Here is a 16,434-nt window from a genome sequence, read left to right as displayed (position 1 = left end):
CGGGGAAGGGTGGGGGAAGTGCTCATGGCGTCCGGTTCCTCCTGAGGGATCAGAGCGGGGCATTGGCGGTGCTGCGGGCGGGCACGGCCTGTTCGGTGCTGGAAGCGCCTAGGGCCAGGCCCCGGGTCTCCTCGGCCATGAGCAGGCAGACCAGCCAGCCGATGGCGGTCAGGACGGCGGCGGTGATCATGGTCGGGCCGATGCCCCAGCCGTGCAGCGCGAAGGGCACCATGAACGTGCCGACCGCGGCGCCGATCCGGCTGGCTCCGGTGGTGATGCCGATGGCGGTAGCCCGGATCTCGGTGGGGAACAGCTCGCTCGGGTAGGCCCATTCGAGGATGTTCGGCCCGCCGGAGAAGAATGCATACAGGCAGAAGCAGGCGATAATGACGGCCACCGGGGCCCCGGGGGCGAAGCCGAGGACGAACAACGGCACGGCCATGAGCGCGAAGCTCCAGATGATCAGCGGACGGCGCCCGGCGGTTTCGACCAGGCGCAGGGCCGGCAGGCAGCCAAGCAGGAAAACGATGTTGATCAGCACCGAGCCCAGGTTGGCGAGGTTGCCTTCGCCGAGGCCGAACGAGGCGAGGATGACCGGGCCGAAGGTGTAGATCGCGAACAGCGGCGCCACCTGGAGGACGTAGAACGCGCTGCAGAAGACGACCCGCTTCAGGTACGGCCGGCGCAGCAGCAACGAGAAGTCCACTTTCGTTGCGGGATTGGTGTGGGCGGCTTCGGCCTCGGCGGCCAGCACGGAAGCGGCGTCGACCTGTTCGCCCACTCCGGTATGCAGCGCGTGTTCGGCCTCGCGGCGGCGTCCGTGGTTCAGCAGCCAGCGCGGAGATTCCGGGATGCCGTGCCGCATGGCCAGCACCGCCACGCCCAGTACCGCGGAACTGGCGAGCATCCAGCGCCAGCTCTCCGGACCGAACGCCTCGGCCATGGCAAATCCGACCAGTGAGGCCAGGGCGGCGCCGGTGAACCAGCCGAGGATCAGCATGCCGAGCATCCTGCCGCGCCGCTTCTGCGGCAGCCACTCGGCCAGCAAGGCACTGGCGATCGGGTAGTCGGCGCCGATGGCCAGGCCGACAATGAAGCGCAGGATGATCAGCTGCGTGGCGTCCTGGACGATGAACTGCAGCACGGACGCAATCACCAGGGCCCACAGGTCGATGGTGTACATCAGGCGGCGGCCGATCTTGTCGGTCAGCGGCCCGAGCAGGATGGCGCCGAAGAAGATGCCGGCCAGCGCGGAAGCGCCGATCAGGCTGGCCTCCAGCTCGCCGGCGTGGAATTGGGCGGTAATGCCGAGCATGGCGATGCCGATGATGCTGAGCATGTAGCCGTCCAGCAACGGGCCGCCCATGCAGCCGATCACGAGCTTGCGGTGGAACTTGGAAAATTTAGCGTTGTCTAGGGCAGTGTTGAGACTCATGTCTCTCCTTGGTTTCATCGGGTTCAACGCGCCGCGCCGGCAGCGGCGGGCAGTGCCTGCGTGCCGGAGGCATGCGGCAGGCCGTACACGGTGTTGCGGAAAAGCAGGGCGGTGGTGACGGCGCCGACACCGCCCGGCACCGGGCTCAGGGCCGCCGCGACGGTGCCGACGGCGTCCGCCTGCACGTCGCCGACCAGTTCCCCGGCGGTGTCGAAGTTGGTGCCCACGTCGATGACCACGCTGCCCGGGGCGACGTGGGCGGGCCCGATCAGGCCCGCCCTGCCCGCGGCGGCGACCACGACCTCGGCGCTCCTGGTGGCCGCGGCCAGGTCCGCCGTTTTCGAGTGGGCGGCGGTGACGGTCGCGTCCCGGTTGAGCAGCAGGTGCAGCAGCGGCTTGCCGACGACGAGCGACCTGCCGACGACGGCGACCTGCCGGCCGGCAAGCCCGATCCCGTAGTGGTCCAGCAGTTCGACGACGGCGGCGGCGGTGGCCGGTGCAAAGCAGGGGTCTCCGGCCAGGAGCCGCGCCAGGGACGCCGGGTTGGCGCCGTCGACGTCCTTGCCGATGGCAATGGCACCGCCCAGATCGGCCAGGGCGGTGCCTTCGGGCAGCGGGGTCTGCAGCATGATGCCGTGGACGTCCTCGTTGGCGCCGGCCGCCTGCAGGGTGGACCGGATCCGGTCTGCGGAGGCGGCCGGACCGAGGTCGGCGACGGTGACGGTGACGCCGATCTTCGCGCCGAACCGCTGCAGGGTCCGGACGTAGGAGGCGCTGGACGGATCCTCGGTTGCGGTGACGATGACCAGCTGCCGGTGCTCGCCACGGCGGTTCAGCTCCTCGACGTCGGCGGCCAGCCGGGCCTGCAGGGCCGCGGCCACGGGCCGGCCCGAGAGGATGCGGGCACTCATGCGGCCACCGCGTTCCGGGCCGCGTCGGTTACCGCATCGAGCCGGCGCAGCAGGTCCTCGACCCCGTCGGCGGCGGCCTGCAGCTCGGCGCGGCCGCCTCCTGCGGGCATGGAAGGCAGGTTGGCTGCCAGGTTCACGCGGGCGATCGATGCGGCGGCCCGTGCCGAGGCAGCGGCCGCCGCCACGTCGGCGATCACGCTGCGGTTGCCGACCGGCAGCAGTTTCTCGGCCAGGGAGGTGAGCGCGGAGCAGATGCCGATGAGGTCGCGCGGGGCGTTGCTCGCCTCCGCCAGGGCTGCCCGGATGGCGGCCTTCCGTTCGGCCTTGGCCGCATCGTCCGATGCCGGCAGGCTGTAGACCGCGCCCACGGCGGCGAAGGTGCGGGCATCCTCTTCAGCCGCGACGAGGGCCTGGCCGGTCAGTTCGGCGGCCTGCCGGGCCACCTCCATGATGGTGGCTTCGGCGCCGGCGAACTTCGGCCCATTCGAGTAGGCGGCCACCATGGACAGCAGGCTGCCGGCGAAGGCTGCGTGGACCCCGGCTGCCGTGCCGCCGCCGGGGGCGGGGGTGCGCCGGGCGACCTGGTCAAGCAGGGCGCCTAGTTCCTCGGTACTTAGATGCTGCAAATCGTTCTCCCTTATCCGGGGCGGATGCCGGCGGGCTGGCGCCAAGCTGAGCATACAACTGATATATAACAGACCGTAGTGTCCCGCCTCACAGCTGTCAATGCTTTTCGCTGTCTGATTCCCGTGGCGGTTCCGGCACCGCCCATATGCCGCCGTGTTCCGCAGCCATTGCCCGGAGCACTCCCGCAGTGGACTGCCCTATGCGAATCCCGAGCCGCAGCCTCCCGGGCTGTGCCAGGGCCCAGCCGGATGATAATTCGATTGGCGCGGCGGCCACCCCGGAGGGCCTGCATGGAAACAGCCAGGCGGCAGTCGGTGCTGACAGTTGACACCAGGAAGTTCAAACGTAATGCCACAATGATCCCGGTGCCGGCTACTTCGACCGCCTCAACCCCGACAAGACAAAAACAACGCCATCAAACGCCTCACGGATCTCGGCCGCACCGTCACCCTAACCCCGGTCACCGCAGCCTGACCCACCTTACTTTCGTGTTAGCAACACGCTCTAGTACTACAGTCGCGTTAGTTGGCTGCCTGAGCGTTTCCGGTAATGGTGTTGGCGGGCGTTGTGCTGGTGCTTTCGGCGCCAGCGGGAGCGGTCCAGGGTGTGGTGGGGTCGGGGATTCAGGCCCAGACTAGGCGGGTGATCAGGTGCCGGAACTCGGCAGGGAGAGAGCTGTGAGGCCTTTCTGCCCGTTTCCGGTGCCCCTTTTTGCCTTGACCGCGGTCAGGAAGGCATGAGCGAGCATGGAGAGGGCGATGTGCCGGTACCAGCCGGTGTATTGCCGTACCTGGTAGTGGTCCAGGCCGACGTCGCCCTTGGCGGTCTGGAAGGTTTCCTCGATCGCCCAGCGAATCCCGGCGATTCTCGCCATTTCGGCCGGCGCGGTGTGCCTCGGGGTGTGGCAGATGAAGTACGCGGTTTCTTCGGGTTTGGCCCAGGCCTCGGCTCCCGCGGAAGTACCGGCGGCCGCAGCCATCAAAATTGCCGAACAGCTTGAATCCGACGTGCCAACCATGATTGGGCTGATATTGGGCTGACCGAGGACAACGACGAGAATGAGCTCATCGGATGCCCGGGCCAGTACACCAGTGCTGCCTGGATGGCCGACAAGACGGGAACACCGGAGGCCACGGGCATCGACGGCGGAGCCATCATTGAAGTCTTCGCCACCGCGGAAGACGCGCAGACCCGCTCCGATTACATTCAGCGTGTCCTCAAGGAGGCCGGCCCCTGCTCGGCACCGAATACCACCGCCTCAAGAGCCCCTGCTACGGGTATCCGGGAAGCTCGTGCCCAGCGAAGCCAAGGCCTACGAGACGGCCATCACCGAATAACCAACCGTTGCAGATCAAGCCGCCGCAGGAACCACGTTCCCGGCGGCAAAGACCCGGGCGTGACCCGACCGCGGGTACTTCCGGCCGACGGCGGTCCAGATGGTAACGGCGCAATAACGCCACGGGCATACCGTCGACGTAGCGTCCCTGGCTTCGGGGATCCCGGTTGCCGGGCCGCAGCTCAGGGCCGCCGGACCGGCCGCAAACGCAGGGTGGCCGGGGCCGCTGCAGGAATCGGCGGGATCGTCCCGCCCGGCTGCAGGTCTGGAAGGAAGGTGCGGCGTGTCTGACATCGTTAATGGACACAAACCGGTTTCGAATGAGCCGGAGGAGAACTTTTCCGAGGACGTAGGGGAACCGGTCACCGAGTCTCCCTCGGAGGGAAGCGGTTCCGGAGCGGGTCAGCTGGCCGGGGACGACCCGGTCCAGCAGGTGGCGGGGGGCGACCCGGTCCAGCAGGTGGCGGGTGAAGTCGAAGCCGTTGAAGGATACAGCCGGCCTGAAACGGTGGCGGCGAAGGCCTGGATGGCGCCGGCGGTGACGGGGCTGAGAGATATCGCTGAAGCCTCTTTCGGCAGACCGCAGCCTTTGGCGGAGATCGTGCATCCTCCCGACGACCGCGTGCAGATCAACGACACTTCCGTTTACCCGTGGCGGGTCCACTGCTCATTGGAAATTACCGCAGCCGATAGCAGCCAGTGGATCGGCACGGGCTGGTTCATCGGTCCGCACACGGTGATGACCGCGGGTCATGTCGTCCATATCAAGAACAGTGGCGTACCGGGGCGTGACGGCTGGGTCAGGAGCATCAGGGTCATGCCGGGGCGCACTGGAAGCACGCTGCCTTACGGTTCGGTGATCAGCCAGAGCTTCCGTTCCGTTAATGGCTGGATAAACGGCGGAGACGAGAACTACGACTACGGGGCGATCATTCTCCCGACCGACCTGGGGAATACCGTCGGCTGGCTGGGATTTGGCGTCTACTCGGACGCCGACCTGCTGGCCTCCACGGTGCACATTTCCGGCTACCCCGGCGATAAACCCGCGGGAACCCAGTGGTATGCCAGCCGCGGAATTGCGTCGGTGAACAGCCGGAAGGTGTTCTACGACATCGATACCGCCGGCGGGCAGAGCGGCAGCGGCGTGTACCGGATCATCAATGGGCAGCGCCATGGCGTTGCCATCCATGCCTACGGCGGCGCGGTGACCAATTCCGGAACCCGTATCATCACCCCGGTATTCAACAATATGGTTGCCTGGAAGGCATAAACTGGATCACACCGGAACGGCTCTTGGCGGACGGTTCATGGCATGAATGGCGATCGGGCATGGAATGGCTAAAACTGACAGTCACTCACAGGAGCCTGGGAGTGTTCGCCTTGCTGCTGGGGACCCTGGTCATCTCAGGCTGCGGAACACCCGCTCCCACGAAGCCCGGTGAGACAGTGCACCCACCGTACGTGATTTCAGGAACCGTCCACGATGCAGAGCAGGATCCTGTCGCCGGGGCGCGGGTGTATTTCACCGGGGGCCCCACTCCGATGCCTGACATCGCCGCGGTGACCGATCAGGCGGGCAGGTTCTCGCTGTCCGTCCCGGCGCCGGGCACCTACACCATTGAATGCTCGGCCGACGGATATGCCCCGGCGGCGAGGTCCATCGAAGTCACCGGCAGCCAGGAGGTCACACTGGAACTGCAGGCACCATAGTCCAGCGTTCCTTCCAAACGCGTCTGGTGGCAGCTGCCGCCGTCGCAACGCGGGGTTCCCGAGATGTGTCCGTCTCGGGAACCCCGGGCTGTTGTATGAGCAACGGTCCTCTCGCGTGTGGGTATGATCCGGCCGTCCGCGGAGAGCGGCTGGCGGACGCGGGTCCGGCCCCGCCGATCTTCCTGGCCGAGCCAGGAATAATACCCGTCGGCCCACCCCGGACCCGCCCCGGGGCCAACCCGAGCTGCAGGGCCGTGCAGCGGGAACCGGTTGAAGAATCCGATGCCGCGGAGGGGAGCGCCGTCATGACCGCAGTGGCCTCAGCGTCCCCGTCGGGGGCCGAGGCTCCGTCCTCCGAACCCCGGGATAGCGTGGAGCGGTCGGCAGGTTTCGATTCCAGTCAGCTGGAAAGATGCGCGGCGAGCCGCAGGCTCAGGGCGGCCAGGGTCAGCGACGGGTTGGCAGCCGGTGAGGCCGGGAACACCGAGTTGTCGCAGGCGTAGAGATTCTCGTAGCCGAGGAACCTCAGGTCCGCGTCGACCGCTCCAGTGCCGTCATCTGCCATGCGCAGCGTCCCGGCCTCGTGTCCTACTCCGCCCAGGGCGGCGTCCTGCAGCCAGAGCCCGCCCTCGCCGAGCACGGGTCGGGCTCCGAGGGCGGCGAAGAGTCCGTCTGCCAGCAGGTCGGCCTCCGCGCGCCCGGGATCGCCCGGCCCGGCCCGGTGCACCGTGACGGTCACGGGATCGGCGGGGCTGCCGGTGATGGTCAGCAGGTTCGCCTCGTTTAGCGGCGAATAGCTCATGAACACGGCTTCGCACATCATCCAGTCCGCGCGCAGGCGCCGCTCCTCGGCGAGGTTCTCCGGGTCCACGTACCGGCCCTGGTTGAACTCGGCGCCGAGTTCAACGACGATGTCGAAGGCGTGCTGCAGCCGGTTGGCGTCGGGGTGGGCGAGCAGCACCTTGGCCGAGGCGGTGGTGCTGGCGAAGGGGGAGTCGGGAGGAAGCGTGAAGTGCCGGTAGCGGATGGTGTGGTCGGTCAGGCCCCTGCCGATCTTTTCGTTGGGGTCCGCGAGGCCGGACTGCAGGGCGATCTTGGCCGATTCGAGCGTGCCGGCGGCGAGGACCACGGTCCTGGCCCTGAAGGTTCGTTGCTTTTGGCCGAGCAGGTCCCAGCCGGTCACGCCGGTGACGGTGTTGGGCCGGTTCGGGTCCACCGTGACTGCCCAGACGGCAACATTGAGATTTATCTGGGGCCGCTGCCGTCCTGGGCCGGGCTCGTCGATCAGCCTGTCCTCCAGCAGCAGGTCGGCGGTGGAGAAGATGCCGCCGGGAACGGACCATTCGCGGTGTCCCTCGTACTGCACTGCCACGGGGGCGTCCTGGGCAACAAAACCCGGCAGGGCGTCCTGCAGCGCCGCCCGTGAGGCGTCCTGGTAGGGGTTGGGGTCCGGGGGGACGCGGTTCAGCGCCTGCTCGGCCGCCTCGTAGCCGTCGTTGAGCAGGTAGGCGCGGACCGCCGCCGGCCACTGTTCGAGTTCCCAGGGGGCCTGGCGGGGGATAAGCCCGCCCCAGAACAGCGACCGCCCGCCGAGGTTGAACCCTTGGGCGCCCGCAAACTGCGAGCCCGGCGTATTGAGGTAGTTGACGGTCTGGAAGTCAGGCCAGAGGGACCAGACGTGCTTGTCGAAGGTCCCGGGGCGGATCCGGCGGGGGAGGTTGCCCACGTGGGTGGGGAACAGGTACGAGCCGGCCTCGAGCACCAGCACGTCGGCGCCGGCGTCGGCCAGGCGGGAGGCCAGCAGGCCGCCGCCCATGCCCGAGCCGACCACCAGGACGTCGTATTCGTGGTCGGGGTCCAGGTTCCGGGCCAGGAAACGCTGGGCGACGGCCGGGTTCTCGATAAGCAAGCCCGTGGGTCTCGGAAAGGCGACGTCATCCTCGGTATAGGTGATCTCGCCCGCCAGCGCCGCAGGAGGCAGTGACAGGTTGGGACCGTTCATCCACACGCCCGGGGCGCGGACGAACTTGAATTCAAGCCCGCCGGGGAAGGCCGTCTCGTCCAGGTGGAAGGTCCAGGCGCCGCCGGTGTAGTAGCCGCCGCGGTCCAGGTCCCAGCGGGGGGCCCAGCGCATGGTGACGGTCTGTGCGGGGGCGTGCTTCTCGGTGACGAATCGGACGGTGAACACGGCACTCCCCCTGATCCCCGCGGCGGACAGTCAGCGTCAGCGTATGCGAGGCCGGCACCGGCGTCGAGGGACGGTCGGCCCGTTCCGGTTTCAGCATGCAAGTTTCAGCTTTCGAGGCCGGCCCCGCCGCGCCGTCGATCCGGTCCGGTGCGGTCGCCGCCTTTGTGGCCCGGGGTGCCAAAATCCCAATGCCGGTGCCTGACTACCGGTCACCGGCCAAGGCCGGTTCTTGCCCGGCACTTGACCTGATGTCCGGATCTCCTCGCAGCCGGCGCCGGTTGGGGGCTCGCGGTAATCAGTTCGCACCGGCAATGCGGAGGGCAGATTCCGCCGCACCGGCGGCCCCTGGCCGGATCCTCCGGGACTGCGCAGGACCGCAGGGAGCCCCGGCCGGAGGGCCGCCCGGTAGCTGCAAGGTGCCCCCAGGCATCCGTCCCGCGTATCAGAGTTCCAGGGATTCCCGGCGTTGCGGCCGCACATCAACCCGCTCGATGAGCCGCCGGATATCTTCGGGCAGCGTCGCATCGGTGTAGTTCAGCCGGAACTGCCTGCCGGCCTCTTCCAGCAGGATCTCATAGAGCTGTTCATCCGGCCGTCGGCGCCCAACAGCCGGTGACGTCAGATGCCGCACGCCCGCCCGGTCGACTTCACCGGCAAAGGTCTTCGCATCGTCCGGCGGCAAATCGCTGTCGTCCAGCTCGGTGCGCCTGACGATGCCGGCAATGCCGCCGCCCCGGCGGACCGTGAGCTTCATGGCAGGACTCCAACCGCCTCCCAGGCCTCGCGTATGGCCGACTGCTCACCGTTGCCGAACAAATTGCCGGCGACCTTCACAGTGGCATGGGCCGCCTCGTCGAACTGGGTGTCCGGACGGATGACCTCCGTCAGGGCCGTGTACCAGATTTTCCCGGCAACCTCCCAGGCATGGCCGCCCAGCGCGGTGGCGGCGAGGTAGAAGGCATGGTTCGGGATGCCGGAGTTGATGTGCACGCCCCCGTTGTCGTTGCGCGGATCGTTGTCATCGGGCAGGTCGACATAATCGTCCATATGCTTCGGCTGCCTGTCCCCCCTGAACGCGGTTCCCGGCTCGCGCATGGACCGCAAGGCCGTGCCGAGCAGCGGGACCAGTGTACCCTCGCCGATCAGCCAATCCGCCTGGTCAGCGGTCTGGTTCAGGCTGTACTGCTTCACCAGCGACCCGACAACATCGGAGAAGTGTTCGTTCAGGGCACCGGACTGCTTGCTGTAGACCAGTCCCGCCGTGAATTCGGTGACACCGTGGGTGAGCTCATGGGCGATAATGTCCAGGGAGCGTGTCAGCGCCCCCACTTGGAATATCTGTCCGCTGCCGTCGCCGTAGATCATCTGGGCGCCGTTCCAGAAGGCATTGTCGAAATCGGCCCCGTAATGGACGGTGGAGACAAGCTCCAGCCCGGCACCATCGATGGAGTCGCGGCCGAACACGTCACGGTAGAAATCAAACGTGGCCGCGCTGCCATCGTAGGCCTCGTTGACGGCCTGGTCCGGAACCGGCGGCTCGCCCCATCCCCGCATCCTTACTCCCGGGAGGAAGAACCTGCCACGGTTCTGGTTGGTGTAGACGGTCAGCCGGCGCTGCGTTGTGAGTCCCAGGCCCGTCACCTGCCCCACGCTCAGGTTCAGTTCGCGGCACAGGCGGCCGATCATGGCCCTTTGCGTCCTCATGGAGGCGGACGTGGCCAGGGCGCGGATCGCGGCCTCGCGCTGCTCCGGCCCGGCCCCGGGCTCGGTGGCAAGCCTGCCGAGCAAATCCGGAGGGGCGATACAGCACAGCGGCATACGGTTGGACCTGGACATGACTGTTCCTTTCCCTGGACGGATCTACGGGCCGGCATGAACCTGCGCCATGCGTCCCGCTCGTGAGTGTGCAGCAACGGCGTTATTTCATCGTTACAGCGCTTGCCGGCCCGCGGCACCCTGAAGGGATCGAGGGCGCGAAGTCCATGGACAGATCCTGCGTTAACCGCGCCACCGCGGAGGGGAACCGCTGACCGCCAGGCGAAGTGTCCGGCCCGCGGGCCGGACACGGGGCCGGCGGGCCGGAATGCCCGTACCGACAGCCGGCCGTCGCGCTCCGGAGACCGACGGCCCGCCCGCCGTCGGGCAGGGAGCGGGGGCAGATACCTTCGGTCCTGCCCGCCTGCACCAACCCGGCGTACTCTACCGTGCGGGCCGCCGTCCGGTCGCCTTACCCGCCGGGCCCGGTAGCAGGTAAGGACCTTCCTGCCGTAACAATGTTGAGCCCTTTCCCCGCTGCTTCATTAGCGCATTGATATGACCCGCGTGACAGGCTAGTGTCTCAAAACACATAGTTAAGTGACTTGCCATACTGTTGCGTGAGGGCTGTCGGACCATGAAGGAGACCAGATGTGTGATGATGCCGTTTCGAAAGCCATGAACCGGGTGCCGTCGTCGTCCAGGCGCGGCTTCCTGCGGGCCGCCGGTGTAGCGGCCGTCGCCGGAGGGCTGGCCGGGGTCACAGCTCCGGCCGCAGTAGCGGCCGCCCCGGCCGGCAGGAGCAAGGGGCCCAAACACCGTACGCGCCTGGTCCTCCTCGGCACTGCGGGCGGCCCGGCGCTTATGGGCGAGGACCGCTACGGTGTAAGCACAGCGGTTGTCTACGAAGACAAGGTCTACGTGGTGGACCTCGGGCACGGGGCGCAGACGCGGCTCCTGCAGGCCGGACTCGGTGCCGAGGGGCTCGGCGGAACGTCCATGGCCAACGTCCGTGGCATCTTCTTCACCCATCTGCACAGCGACCACCTCGTCGAGTGGCCGGCCGTCTACGCCACCGCGGACATGAACATCACCGGCAGGCCGACCAAGGAGCCCATCCGGGTCTTCGGCCCCGGCGACCGGGGCAGCCTGGTCCGGGTCTTCCCGCCCGGGCGCCCCGCCCCCGAGCTGTACAACCCGGAGGACCCCACTCCCGGCATCGCCGGAATGACCGGTTACCTCCGGCAGGCCTTCGCCGCGGACTTCAACGACCGCGCCAGGGACAGTAACAACGTGCACCCCGACCGGACGTTCGAGGTCCGCGACATCGATATCTCCCCATACTGGGCCGTGACGCCCGAAGGTATTCCGCCGCGCCTCGCCGCACCCATCCAGGTGTGGGAGGACGGAGACGTGACGGTTACCGCAACGCTTGTCGACCACCGTCCGACGGCGCCCGTTTTCGCCTACCGCTTCGACACCCCGGACGGATCCGTCGTGATTTCCGGAGACACCTGCGTGAGCCAGAACCTGATCGACCTGGCCCGGGACTGCGACTACCTGGTACACGAGGTCATCGACCCGCAGTTCGCCGAAAACCTCGCCGCTTCCCTGCCGCCGTCAATCGGCGGCCCGCTGAAGGAGCACCTGCTGGCCTCACACACGAGCATCGAACAGGTCGGCCGGGACGTTGCCGAGCCCGCCGGGGCCAAAAACCTGGTCCTGTCCCACCTCGTGCCGCCGAACAACCCGGCGGACCGCTGGCGCAAAGCCCAAAAGGGATACGCCGGGAAGCTGACCGTCGGCGAGGACCTCATGGAATTCGGCCTCGGACCCAGGAACCGCTGAGGAACTGGCGGGCCTCTCCGAAGGCCCGCCCCCGGCCTGGATCCACGGGCGGCAGCCGGCCCCGGTCGTTTGCGAAACCGGCTGCGGGCCCGGCTTGCAGGCAGTACGGGGAAACCCGTCCGGCAAAGCCATTCTCAAGCAGGTGCTTTGCCAAGCCGGACGAACGCGACACCGCCCACGGAATCGGGGGCGAGCCATCCGCAAAGCCTGGCCAGAGACACCCGGTGACATATCGTGCGTTATCAGTGCATGCCGGTGGTTTGACTCCTGAAGAGGTCCTTTGGGCTCCTCAGGCGCGTGTCTAAGGGTTCGGGCGTTCGGGTGCGTTTATGGTCAATTCATGGATCGGGACCAGACCTGCGAGTTGGAAGGGCAGACTTCGATCGACGATTTGCTCGACGAGCCGGTCGGCGTTGCTCATATCCAGATGGTGTTGCCGATCTATGTGCAGCTCAGGCCGGGGGAGTTTCGGCGTTTGTCCTGATGCGCGGCGGAACGGAATCAGAACCCTCTGGGGCTGGTCCGATCCTGGCTGCCGGCCGCGGCCGCGTGCGGGCACACGCTTAGCCCTCTGCCGGCGGACATCCGACGGTGAGTGACTGCTGGCCGTGTCAGCAAGCGGCTCGCCTGATGGGTCAGCTTACGTATGCGCTGTTATTGGCTCTCGCCGGGCCGGGGCTGTCCCGTTTGCTGTTCGCCCTCCCGGCAGGGGCCGGGAGGGCCGGAGCGTGGCTGCACAAGCGCGGCTCCGCATCGGCTGCCAGGTTCGAGCGTCACGGGTTGTTGAACAGGAGCACTTGATCGGAGCTTTGCATGGCATGTCCGGTAGCGGCCGGTGTCATCGGCGTCCAGGCAGCGGCCGTCTTCGGGCCCCTTTATCTGCCGTACGAGCTGCAGGCCCCGCGTCCGGTCGGCACTTTCCCGGACCGGTCCGCCGCCGGGGAGCGGGGGCCGCGGGCCGGGACGCGGCCCCCGCATGCCGGCCCGCGGCCATGCCGGCGCCACGGGCTTTCTTCCCTCATTTCCCGGTGCCGGCCCCCGGTGCTGCAGGGGTCCGGTCCTCAGCCGGCGCGGGGTGAGCGGTGCTTGAGGAAGATGCCGGTGGTGAAATCGGCCGGGGCGTCGAGATTGGCCCCGTCGTCCACGCCTACTCCCAGGCGGCCGACGAGTTCCCCGCCCAGCCAGCCCGTGCCCAGGGCTATGACAACGGCGAGCAGCTCCAGCACAAAGGCCAAGGTGCCGGGTGCGTTGTCCTGGACGCTCCCGCGCAGGAACCAGCCGACCGCGAACAGCACGATCATCACAACATTTCCTGCCCCGTGGACCTGGCCAATGCGTTTGGCACGCGTCCCGTTCGGGACCGCGGCCAGGTCGATGCTGCCGAAGACGGCCGCCAGCAGGCCCGTCAGGACACCGGCGGCGATCATCAGGTAGGCCGCCGAGGTGAAATTGCCGTTGCTGCTGAGCAGTCCGATCACGTCGAACACCACCGCCGTGGCGAGCAGCCCGAGCGGGAAGACAACCAGTTGCTGGTGAATGGAATGTCCTGCGGCTTTTGCCCTGCTCTCCATGTCCGCCTCCTCGACGAATCACTGGGGGAGGCGAAGACTGTCCCGCCTCCATTTCTAACACTAATTCATATTGCTTTTAGAGACCAGACCCTTCCGTCCCCGGGGGGCCCCGGTGGCAGCGGTGCCTTGTGTGGAGATCAGCCCGAAGCAGCAGAAGCCCGGCTTTTCCATCATTTTTTCCGTCCCGTCCTTGGCGGATGCCGCCCGGGCCGGACGGCATCATCCCAGGGGAAAGCTGTTGCGGGCCGGACCGGGACCGCTGAGCTCGCCGCGGAAAGCCGTTGTTGTCGTCAGGCTTCCGGCGGCCCTGATGCCGCGCAGCGACATGCACAGGTGCTCCGCTTCCAGGACGACGCCGGCACCCCGGGCATCGAGGGTGTCCATCAGCCAGTCCGCTACCTGCGTGGTGAGCCGTTCCTGAACCTGCAGGTCCCGGGCGAAAAGCTCCAGGCCGCGGGCCAGTTTGGACAGGCCCACCAGTTTCGTGCCGGGCAGGTAGCCGATATGGGCCAGGCCCCGGAACGGCAGCAGATGATGCTGGCAAAGTGAGTGGAACGGGATGTTCTTCACCAGGACCAGGTCCGTGTACCCCTCGGTGTTGGGAAATGTGGTCCAGCCGGTCCGGGCCGGAGTCAGCATCTCCTCAAAGGCCTTCACGACGCGGCGCGGCGTGTCCGCCAGGTGCGGATCCGAGGGGTCCCTGCCCAGGGCCCGGAGGAAATCGGTGATGGCGGCCCGGGCTGCTTCTGCGTCGATCAGGTTCCCGGCGCTCCCGGCAGGGGTGGGATCCAGTTCGTCGAGGTCGGCAAGGTCCGGAACGGAGAGCGTCCGGTGAGCCTGATCCTGGTCCGAAAGCATTGGCACCCCCATGGGTTCTAAAACTAATTATCTTGACTTTAGAGTCGGCCGCAGGGATCGTCAAGACCGGTGCGGCGAACGGGAAGGCTTTTCACGCCCCGCTTCGTCCGAAGTGGCCCGCGCCGGCCGAAGACGCCCCGGAAGGTTCCAGGCTTCAGCGGAACGCGTCCGGGCCGGACGGACCATGGGCGCCTCTTGGCCGCGCACCGAAAACGGGTGGCGCACAAAAACCGGACGCCGCAGGCCGGCGGCCCTTGGGTGATTGGCCGCTCAGTCCTCACCGGGCGGCAGGAGCCGGACGCAGCAACGTCCCGGCGCGGGATCCAGCACGGCCCTGCAGCCGGCCGGCGGGGCGGTTTCGGCGACGGCAGCCAGCAGGTCGAGGTTGAGCCCGCAGACCGTGGAGGTGTGCGCCTGCGCCAGGCGGTGGAAGGGGCAGTTGAGCAGGGTGATGCTGCCGTCCCGTTCCGCGCGGGGTTGGTACCCGTACCGCTCCAGCGCCCCGGCCAGGTCGGCAGCTTCCTTGCCGATGGCCCGCCCTGCCTGAGCGGCCACGCGCTGCAGCGAATCTTCCACCGGGGCACCGCTTCGGGCCGAATCCTCCACGGCTGCGGCAAGAAGCTCGGCGGCCAGGTCGTAGTGGCGTGGCGGCAGGCTCAGGGACACTTCCCGGACCGCCGGCGCATACAGCTTGGTGGGCCGGCCCGCCCCGGGGCCGCTTCGGCCGGTGAGCCTGCGGAAGCTCACCTCCAGCAGCTTTTCCCCGGCCAGGCGGTCCAGATGGAAGGCCGCGGTGGCGCGTACCATTCCCAGGGCTGCCGCGACGTCGTCGCGGCTGACCGGGTGGCCGGCGCCGAGGATGAATTCAAAGACCGCACGGCGGGAAGGGTCGCCCAAGGCTGCCAGCGCACTGTCGGGGCCGCCCGTGCTGTCTGCCACCATGCATGCATCCTACTCTAAAAACAATGCCTGTTCACATAAGAGGACACCCTTTAACGGGAGGGCTCGGTGGATCATCTCCGGGCCAGGATGCGGGGTAGTCAGTATGCTGCATGCCGGGCCGGCACCCAGCCGCATCGACGACTGCGTTTTGCGAATCGGGATCGACGGGTCCGTCTGGCCATCATCGGTTGCGGTGCCGATCTGCAAGATTCGGACGGGTCGGATCCGGATGCACTGCCAGGTTTCGCGGGGCGGAGTCCCGGGGAGGCGGGCACCGGTAGCTGGTGCCCGCCTCCCCGGGCGGAAGCCCGGTTGCCCGGTGGCGGCCAGGGCCTGATGCTGGGTCTTCGTCTTTTCCTTCGAGCAGATCCGCTTGCCGATGGTTTCGGCCTTCTTCAGGGTCCGGTAGACCTTGCGCTCGAGCGGGTACACGTCCATGGTGAACTTGCCGCCGATGACGGGCCGGATGCGCGGCTGGGAGGGGAAGGAACCGCCCCGGAGGTTCTCCCCGGCAACACCGTAGAAGATGTTCTCGCCCGTGTGCGGGAAGTGGCCGGCCCGGGCCTTGTCCCCGCCGTCGAATTTTCCGGTGCAGGAGAGGAACATCGGCCCGATCGCAAAGCCTTCCATCCAGTGGGTTTCCACGTCGGAGACCCTGCAGTTCATGCGGACCGGCTTCGATCCGTCCGAGACCAGCGGCCTGGTGCCGGCCTTGAGGCGGATCTTCTTCGTGGTCCAGGTCTTGTACTTCGCGTAGGTGGTGACGGTGTACTTGCCCGGCTCCAGGCTGGCCTGCCTCGCCTTGTATGCGAGGGTCTTCCCTCCCTGGCTGACGGCCAGCCAGGGTCTTGGAGGTGATCCTGGCGTTCCCGCAGGCCTTCACCGAGGGCTTGATCATGGCCTCGTAGTCGTCCCCGGCGCTGACGTTCCTGATCTTGCCGATGGTGAAGCTTGCTGTGCCCTTCCCGGAGGCTTATAACGGGACGGGCGCGGGCTCAACCGAAAAGGGACCAGGGCGGTTCGACAGGCAGACCGTGAGGGCGGAGCCCACCGGAGCGCCGCGGTCCCGCGGCTTGCGGGCGGGCTTCACCTGCCGGGAGGGGTGTACCGGGTGCGGCACTACGGTTTTCCCCTGCGGAGGAAACCCAGGGAGGGGCGGCACCGATGGCCCGAAGCCGCAGGGTGCCGGCTGTGCTAGGTGGGCCCGAACGCCGGGGCGACCTGGCCGAGGTAGTGGTTCTTCGGCCAGTGCC

General features: G+C 67.6%; 14 protein-coding genes and 1 pseudogene. 4 read left to right on the top strand and 11 right to left on the bottom strand.

The window, feature by feature from the left end; all coding sequences use genetic code 11:
* Positions 1 to 49 precede the first annotated feature (49 nt).
* The 4 genes and pseudogenes from ACFQ36_RS13170 to ACFQ36_RS13155 all read right to left on the bottom strand — a co-directional run.
* Positions 50 to 1,435, bottom strand: coding sequence for an MFS transporter (locus tag ACFQ36_RS13170; RefSeq protein ID WP_377014269.1), 1,386 nt, complete (start codon positions 1,433 to 1,435; stop codon positions 50 to 52).
* 23 nt (positions 1,436 to 1,458) lie between these two features.
* Positions 1,459 to 2,346, bottom strand: a complete 888-nt coding sequence (locus ACFQ36_RS13165; RefSeq protein WP_377014267.1) for a bifunctional 5,10-methylenetetrahydrofolate dehydrogenase/5,10-methenyltetrahydrofolate cyclohydrolase — start codon at positions 2,344 to 2,346, stop codon at positions 1,459 to 1,461.
* Positions 2,343 to 2,972, bottom strand: coding sequence for a cyclodeaminase/cyclohydrolase family protein (locus ACFQ36_RS13160; protein ID WP_377014265.1), 630 nt, complete (start codon positions 2,970 to 2,972; stop codon positions 2,343 to 2,345). Before ACFQ36_RS13160 ends, ACFQ36_RS13165 begins: the two co-directional genes overlap by 4 nt.
* Positions 2,973 to 3,619: 647 nt before the next feature.
* Positions 3,620 to 3,904 (bottom strand): annotated as a pseudogene (locus ACFQ36_RS13155) (IS701 family transposase); the annotation flags it as partial.
* Positions 3,905 to 4,592: 688 nt separating this feature from the next.
* On the opposite strand from ACFQ36_RS13155, the gene ACFQ36_RS13150 reads away from it, so the two are divergent.
* Positions 4,593 to 5,579 carry a trypsin-like serine peptidase gene (locus tag ACFQ36_RS13150; RefSeq protein WP_377014264.1) on the top strand — a complete coding sequence of 329 codons (987 nt, stop codon included), beginning with the start codon at positions 4,593 to 4,595 and terminating at the stop codon, positions 5,577 to 5,579.
* A 101-nt stretch (positions 5,580 to 5,680) separates the two neighbouring features.
* Positions 5,681 to 6,019, top strand: coding sequence for a carboxypeptidase-like regulatory domain-containing protein (locus ACFQ36_RS13145; RefSeq protein ID WP_377014262.1), 339 nt, complete (start codon positions 5,681 to 5,683; stop codon positions 6,017 to 6,019).
* A 400-nt stretch (positions 6,020 to 6,419) separates the two neighbouring features.
* On the opposite strand, the gene ACFQ36_RS13140 is transcribed toward ACFQ36_RS13145, so the two are convergent.
* From ACFQ36_RS13140 to ACFQ36_RS13130, 3 genes are all read right to left on the bottom strand, one after another.
* Entirely contained in the window at positions 6,420 to 8,207 is a 1,788-nt protein-coding gene (locus ACFQ36_RS13140) for a GMC oxidoreductase (RefSeq protein ID WP_377014260.1), read from the bottom strand.
* A 442-nt stretch (positions 8,208 to 8,649) separates the two neighbouring features.
* Complete coding sequence (locus ACFQ36_RS13135; protein ID WP_377014258.1) at positions 8,650 to 8,961, bottom strand: protealysin inhibitor emfourin; 312 nt, start codon at positions 8,959 to 8,961, stop codon at positions 8,650 to 8,652.
* Positions 8,958 to 10,043, bottom strand: coding sequence for a M4 family metallopeptidase (locus tag ACFQ36_RS13130; protein ID WP_377014257.1), 1,086 nt, complete (start codon positions 10,041 to 10,043; stop codon positions 8,958 to 8,960). Before ACFQ36_RS13130 ends, ACFQ36_RS13135 begins: the two co-directional genes overlap by 4 nt.
* Positions 10,044 to 10,613: 570 nt before the next feature.
* Here ACFQ36_RS13130 and ACFQ36_RS13125 point away from each other — a divergent pair.
* Both ACFQ36_RS13125 and ACFQ36_RS13120 read left to right on the top strand, forming a co-directional pair.
* Complete coding sequence (locus tag ACFQ36_RS13125) at positions 10,614 to 11,810, top strand: MBL fold metallo-hydrolase (protein ID WP_377014255.1); 1,197 nt, start codon at positions 10,614 to 10,616, stop codon at positions 11,808 to 11,810.
* Positions 11,811 to 12,150: 340 nt separating this feature from the next.
* A complete protein-coding gene (locus ACFQ36_RS13120; protein ID WP_377014253.1) occupies positions 12,151 to 12,294 on the top strand; it encodes a hypothetical protein in 144 nt (47 codons plus the stop codon).
* Between the two features lie 577 nt (positions 12,295 to 12,871).
* On the opposite strand, the gene ACFQ36_RS13115 is transcribed toward ACFQ36_RS13120, so the two are convergent.
* From ACFQ36_RS13115 to ACFQ36_RS13100, 4 genes are all read right to left on the bottom strand, one after another.
* Positions 12,872 to 13,381, bottom strand: coding sequence for a DUF2231 domain-containing protein (locus ACFQ36_RS13115; protein WP_377014251.1), 510 nt, complete (start codon positions 13,379 to 13,381; stop codon positions 12,872 to 12,874).
* Positions 13,382 to 13,600: 219 nt separating this feature from the next.
* The gene (gene folE / locus ACFQ36_RS13110; protein ID WP_377014250.1) at positions 13,601 to 14,239 is read right to left on the bottom strand and encodes a GTP cyclohydrolase I; all 639 of its coding nucleotides are present in this window, start codon (positions 14,237 to 14,239) and stop codon (positions 13,601 to 13,603) included.
* Positions 14,240 to 14,509: 270 nt separating this feature from the next.
* Positions 14,510 to 15,181 (bottom strand): helix-turn-helix transcriptional regulator, encoded by a 672-nt coding sequence (locus ACFQ36_RS13105; protein WP_377014248.1) that lies wholly within the window; start codon positions 15,179 to 15,181, stop codon positions 14,510 to 14,512.
* Positions 15,182 to 15,190: 9 nt separating this feature from the next.
* Positions 15,191 to 15,847 (bottom strand): hypothetical protein, encoded by a 657-nt coding sequence (locus ACFQ36_RS13100; RefSeq protein ID WP_377014247.1) that lies wholly within the window; start codon positions 15,845 to 15,847, stop codon positions 15,191 to 15,193.
* Between the last annotated feature and the right edge of the window lie 587 nt (positions 15,848 to 16,434).

This window comes from Arthrobacter sp. GCM10027362, assembly GCF_042679445.1.
Classification (GTDB): domain Bacteria; phylum Actinomycetota; class Actinomycetes; order Actinomycetales; family Micrococcaceae; genus Crystallibacter.
Note: the sequence above shows the minus strand (reverse complement) of the source record. Positions and strands in the feature narration are given on the sequence as shown.

Coding starts and splice junctions, on each gene's coding strand:
- ACFQ36_RS13170 (WP_377014269.1), bottom strand. CDS start 1,435: ATGAGTCTCAACACTGCCCTAGACAACGCTAAATTTTCCAAGTTCCAC.
- ACFQ36_RS13165 (WP_377014267.1), bottom strand. CDS start 2,346: ATGAGTGCCCGCATCCTCTCGGGCCGGCCCGTGGCCGCGGCCCTGCAG.
- ACFQ36_RS13135 (WP_377014258.1), bottom strand. CDS start 8,961: ATGAAGCTCACGGTCCGCCGGGGCGGCGGCATTGCCGGCATCGTCAGG.
- ACFQ36_RS13130 (WP_377014257.1), bottom strand. CDS start 10,043: ATGTCCAGGTCCAACCGTATGCCGCTGTGCTGTATCGCCCCTCCGGAT.
- ACFQ36_RS13125 (WP_377014255.1), top strand. CDS start 10,614: ATGTGTGATGATGCCGTTTCGAAAGCCATGAACCGGGTGCCGTCGTCG.
- ACFQ36_RS13120 (WP_377014253.1), top strand. CDS start 12,151: ATGGATCGGGACCAGACCTGCGAGTTGGAAGGGCAGACTTCGATCGAC.
- ACFQ36_RS13115 (WP_377014251.1), bottom strand. CDS start 13,381: ATGGAGAGCAGGGCAAAAGCCGCAGGACATTCCATTCACCAGCAACTG.
- folE (WP_377014250.1), bottom strand. CDS start 14,239: ATGCTTTCGGACCAGGATCAGGCTCACCGGACGCTCTCCGTTCCGGAC.
- ACFQ36_RS13105 (WP_377014248.1), bottom strand. CDS start 15,181: ATGGTGGCAGACAGCACGGGCGGCCCCGACAGTGCGCTGGCAGCCTTG.
- ACFQ36_RS13100 (WP_377014247.1), bottom strand. CDS start 15,847: ATGAACTGCAGGGTCTCCGACGTGGAAACCCACTGGATGGAAGGCTTT.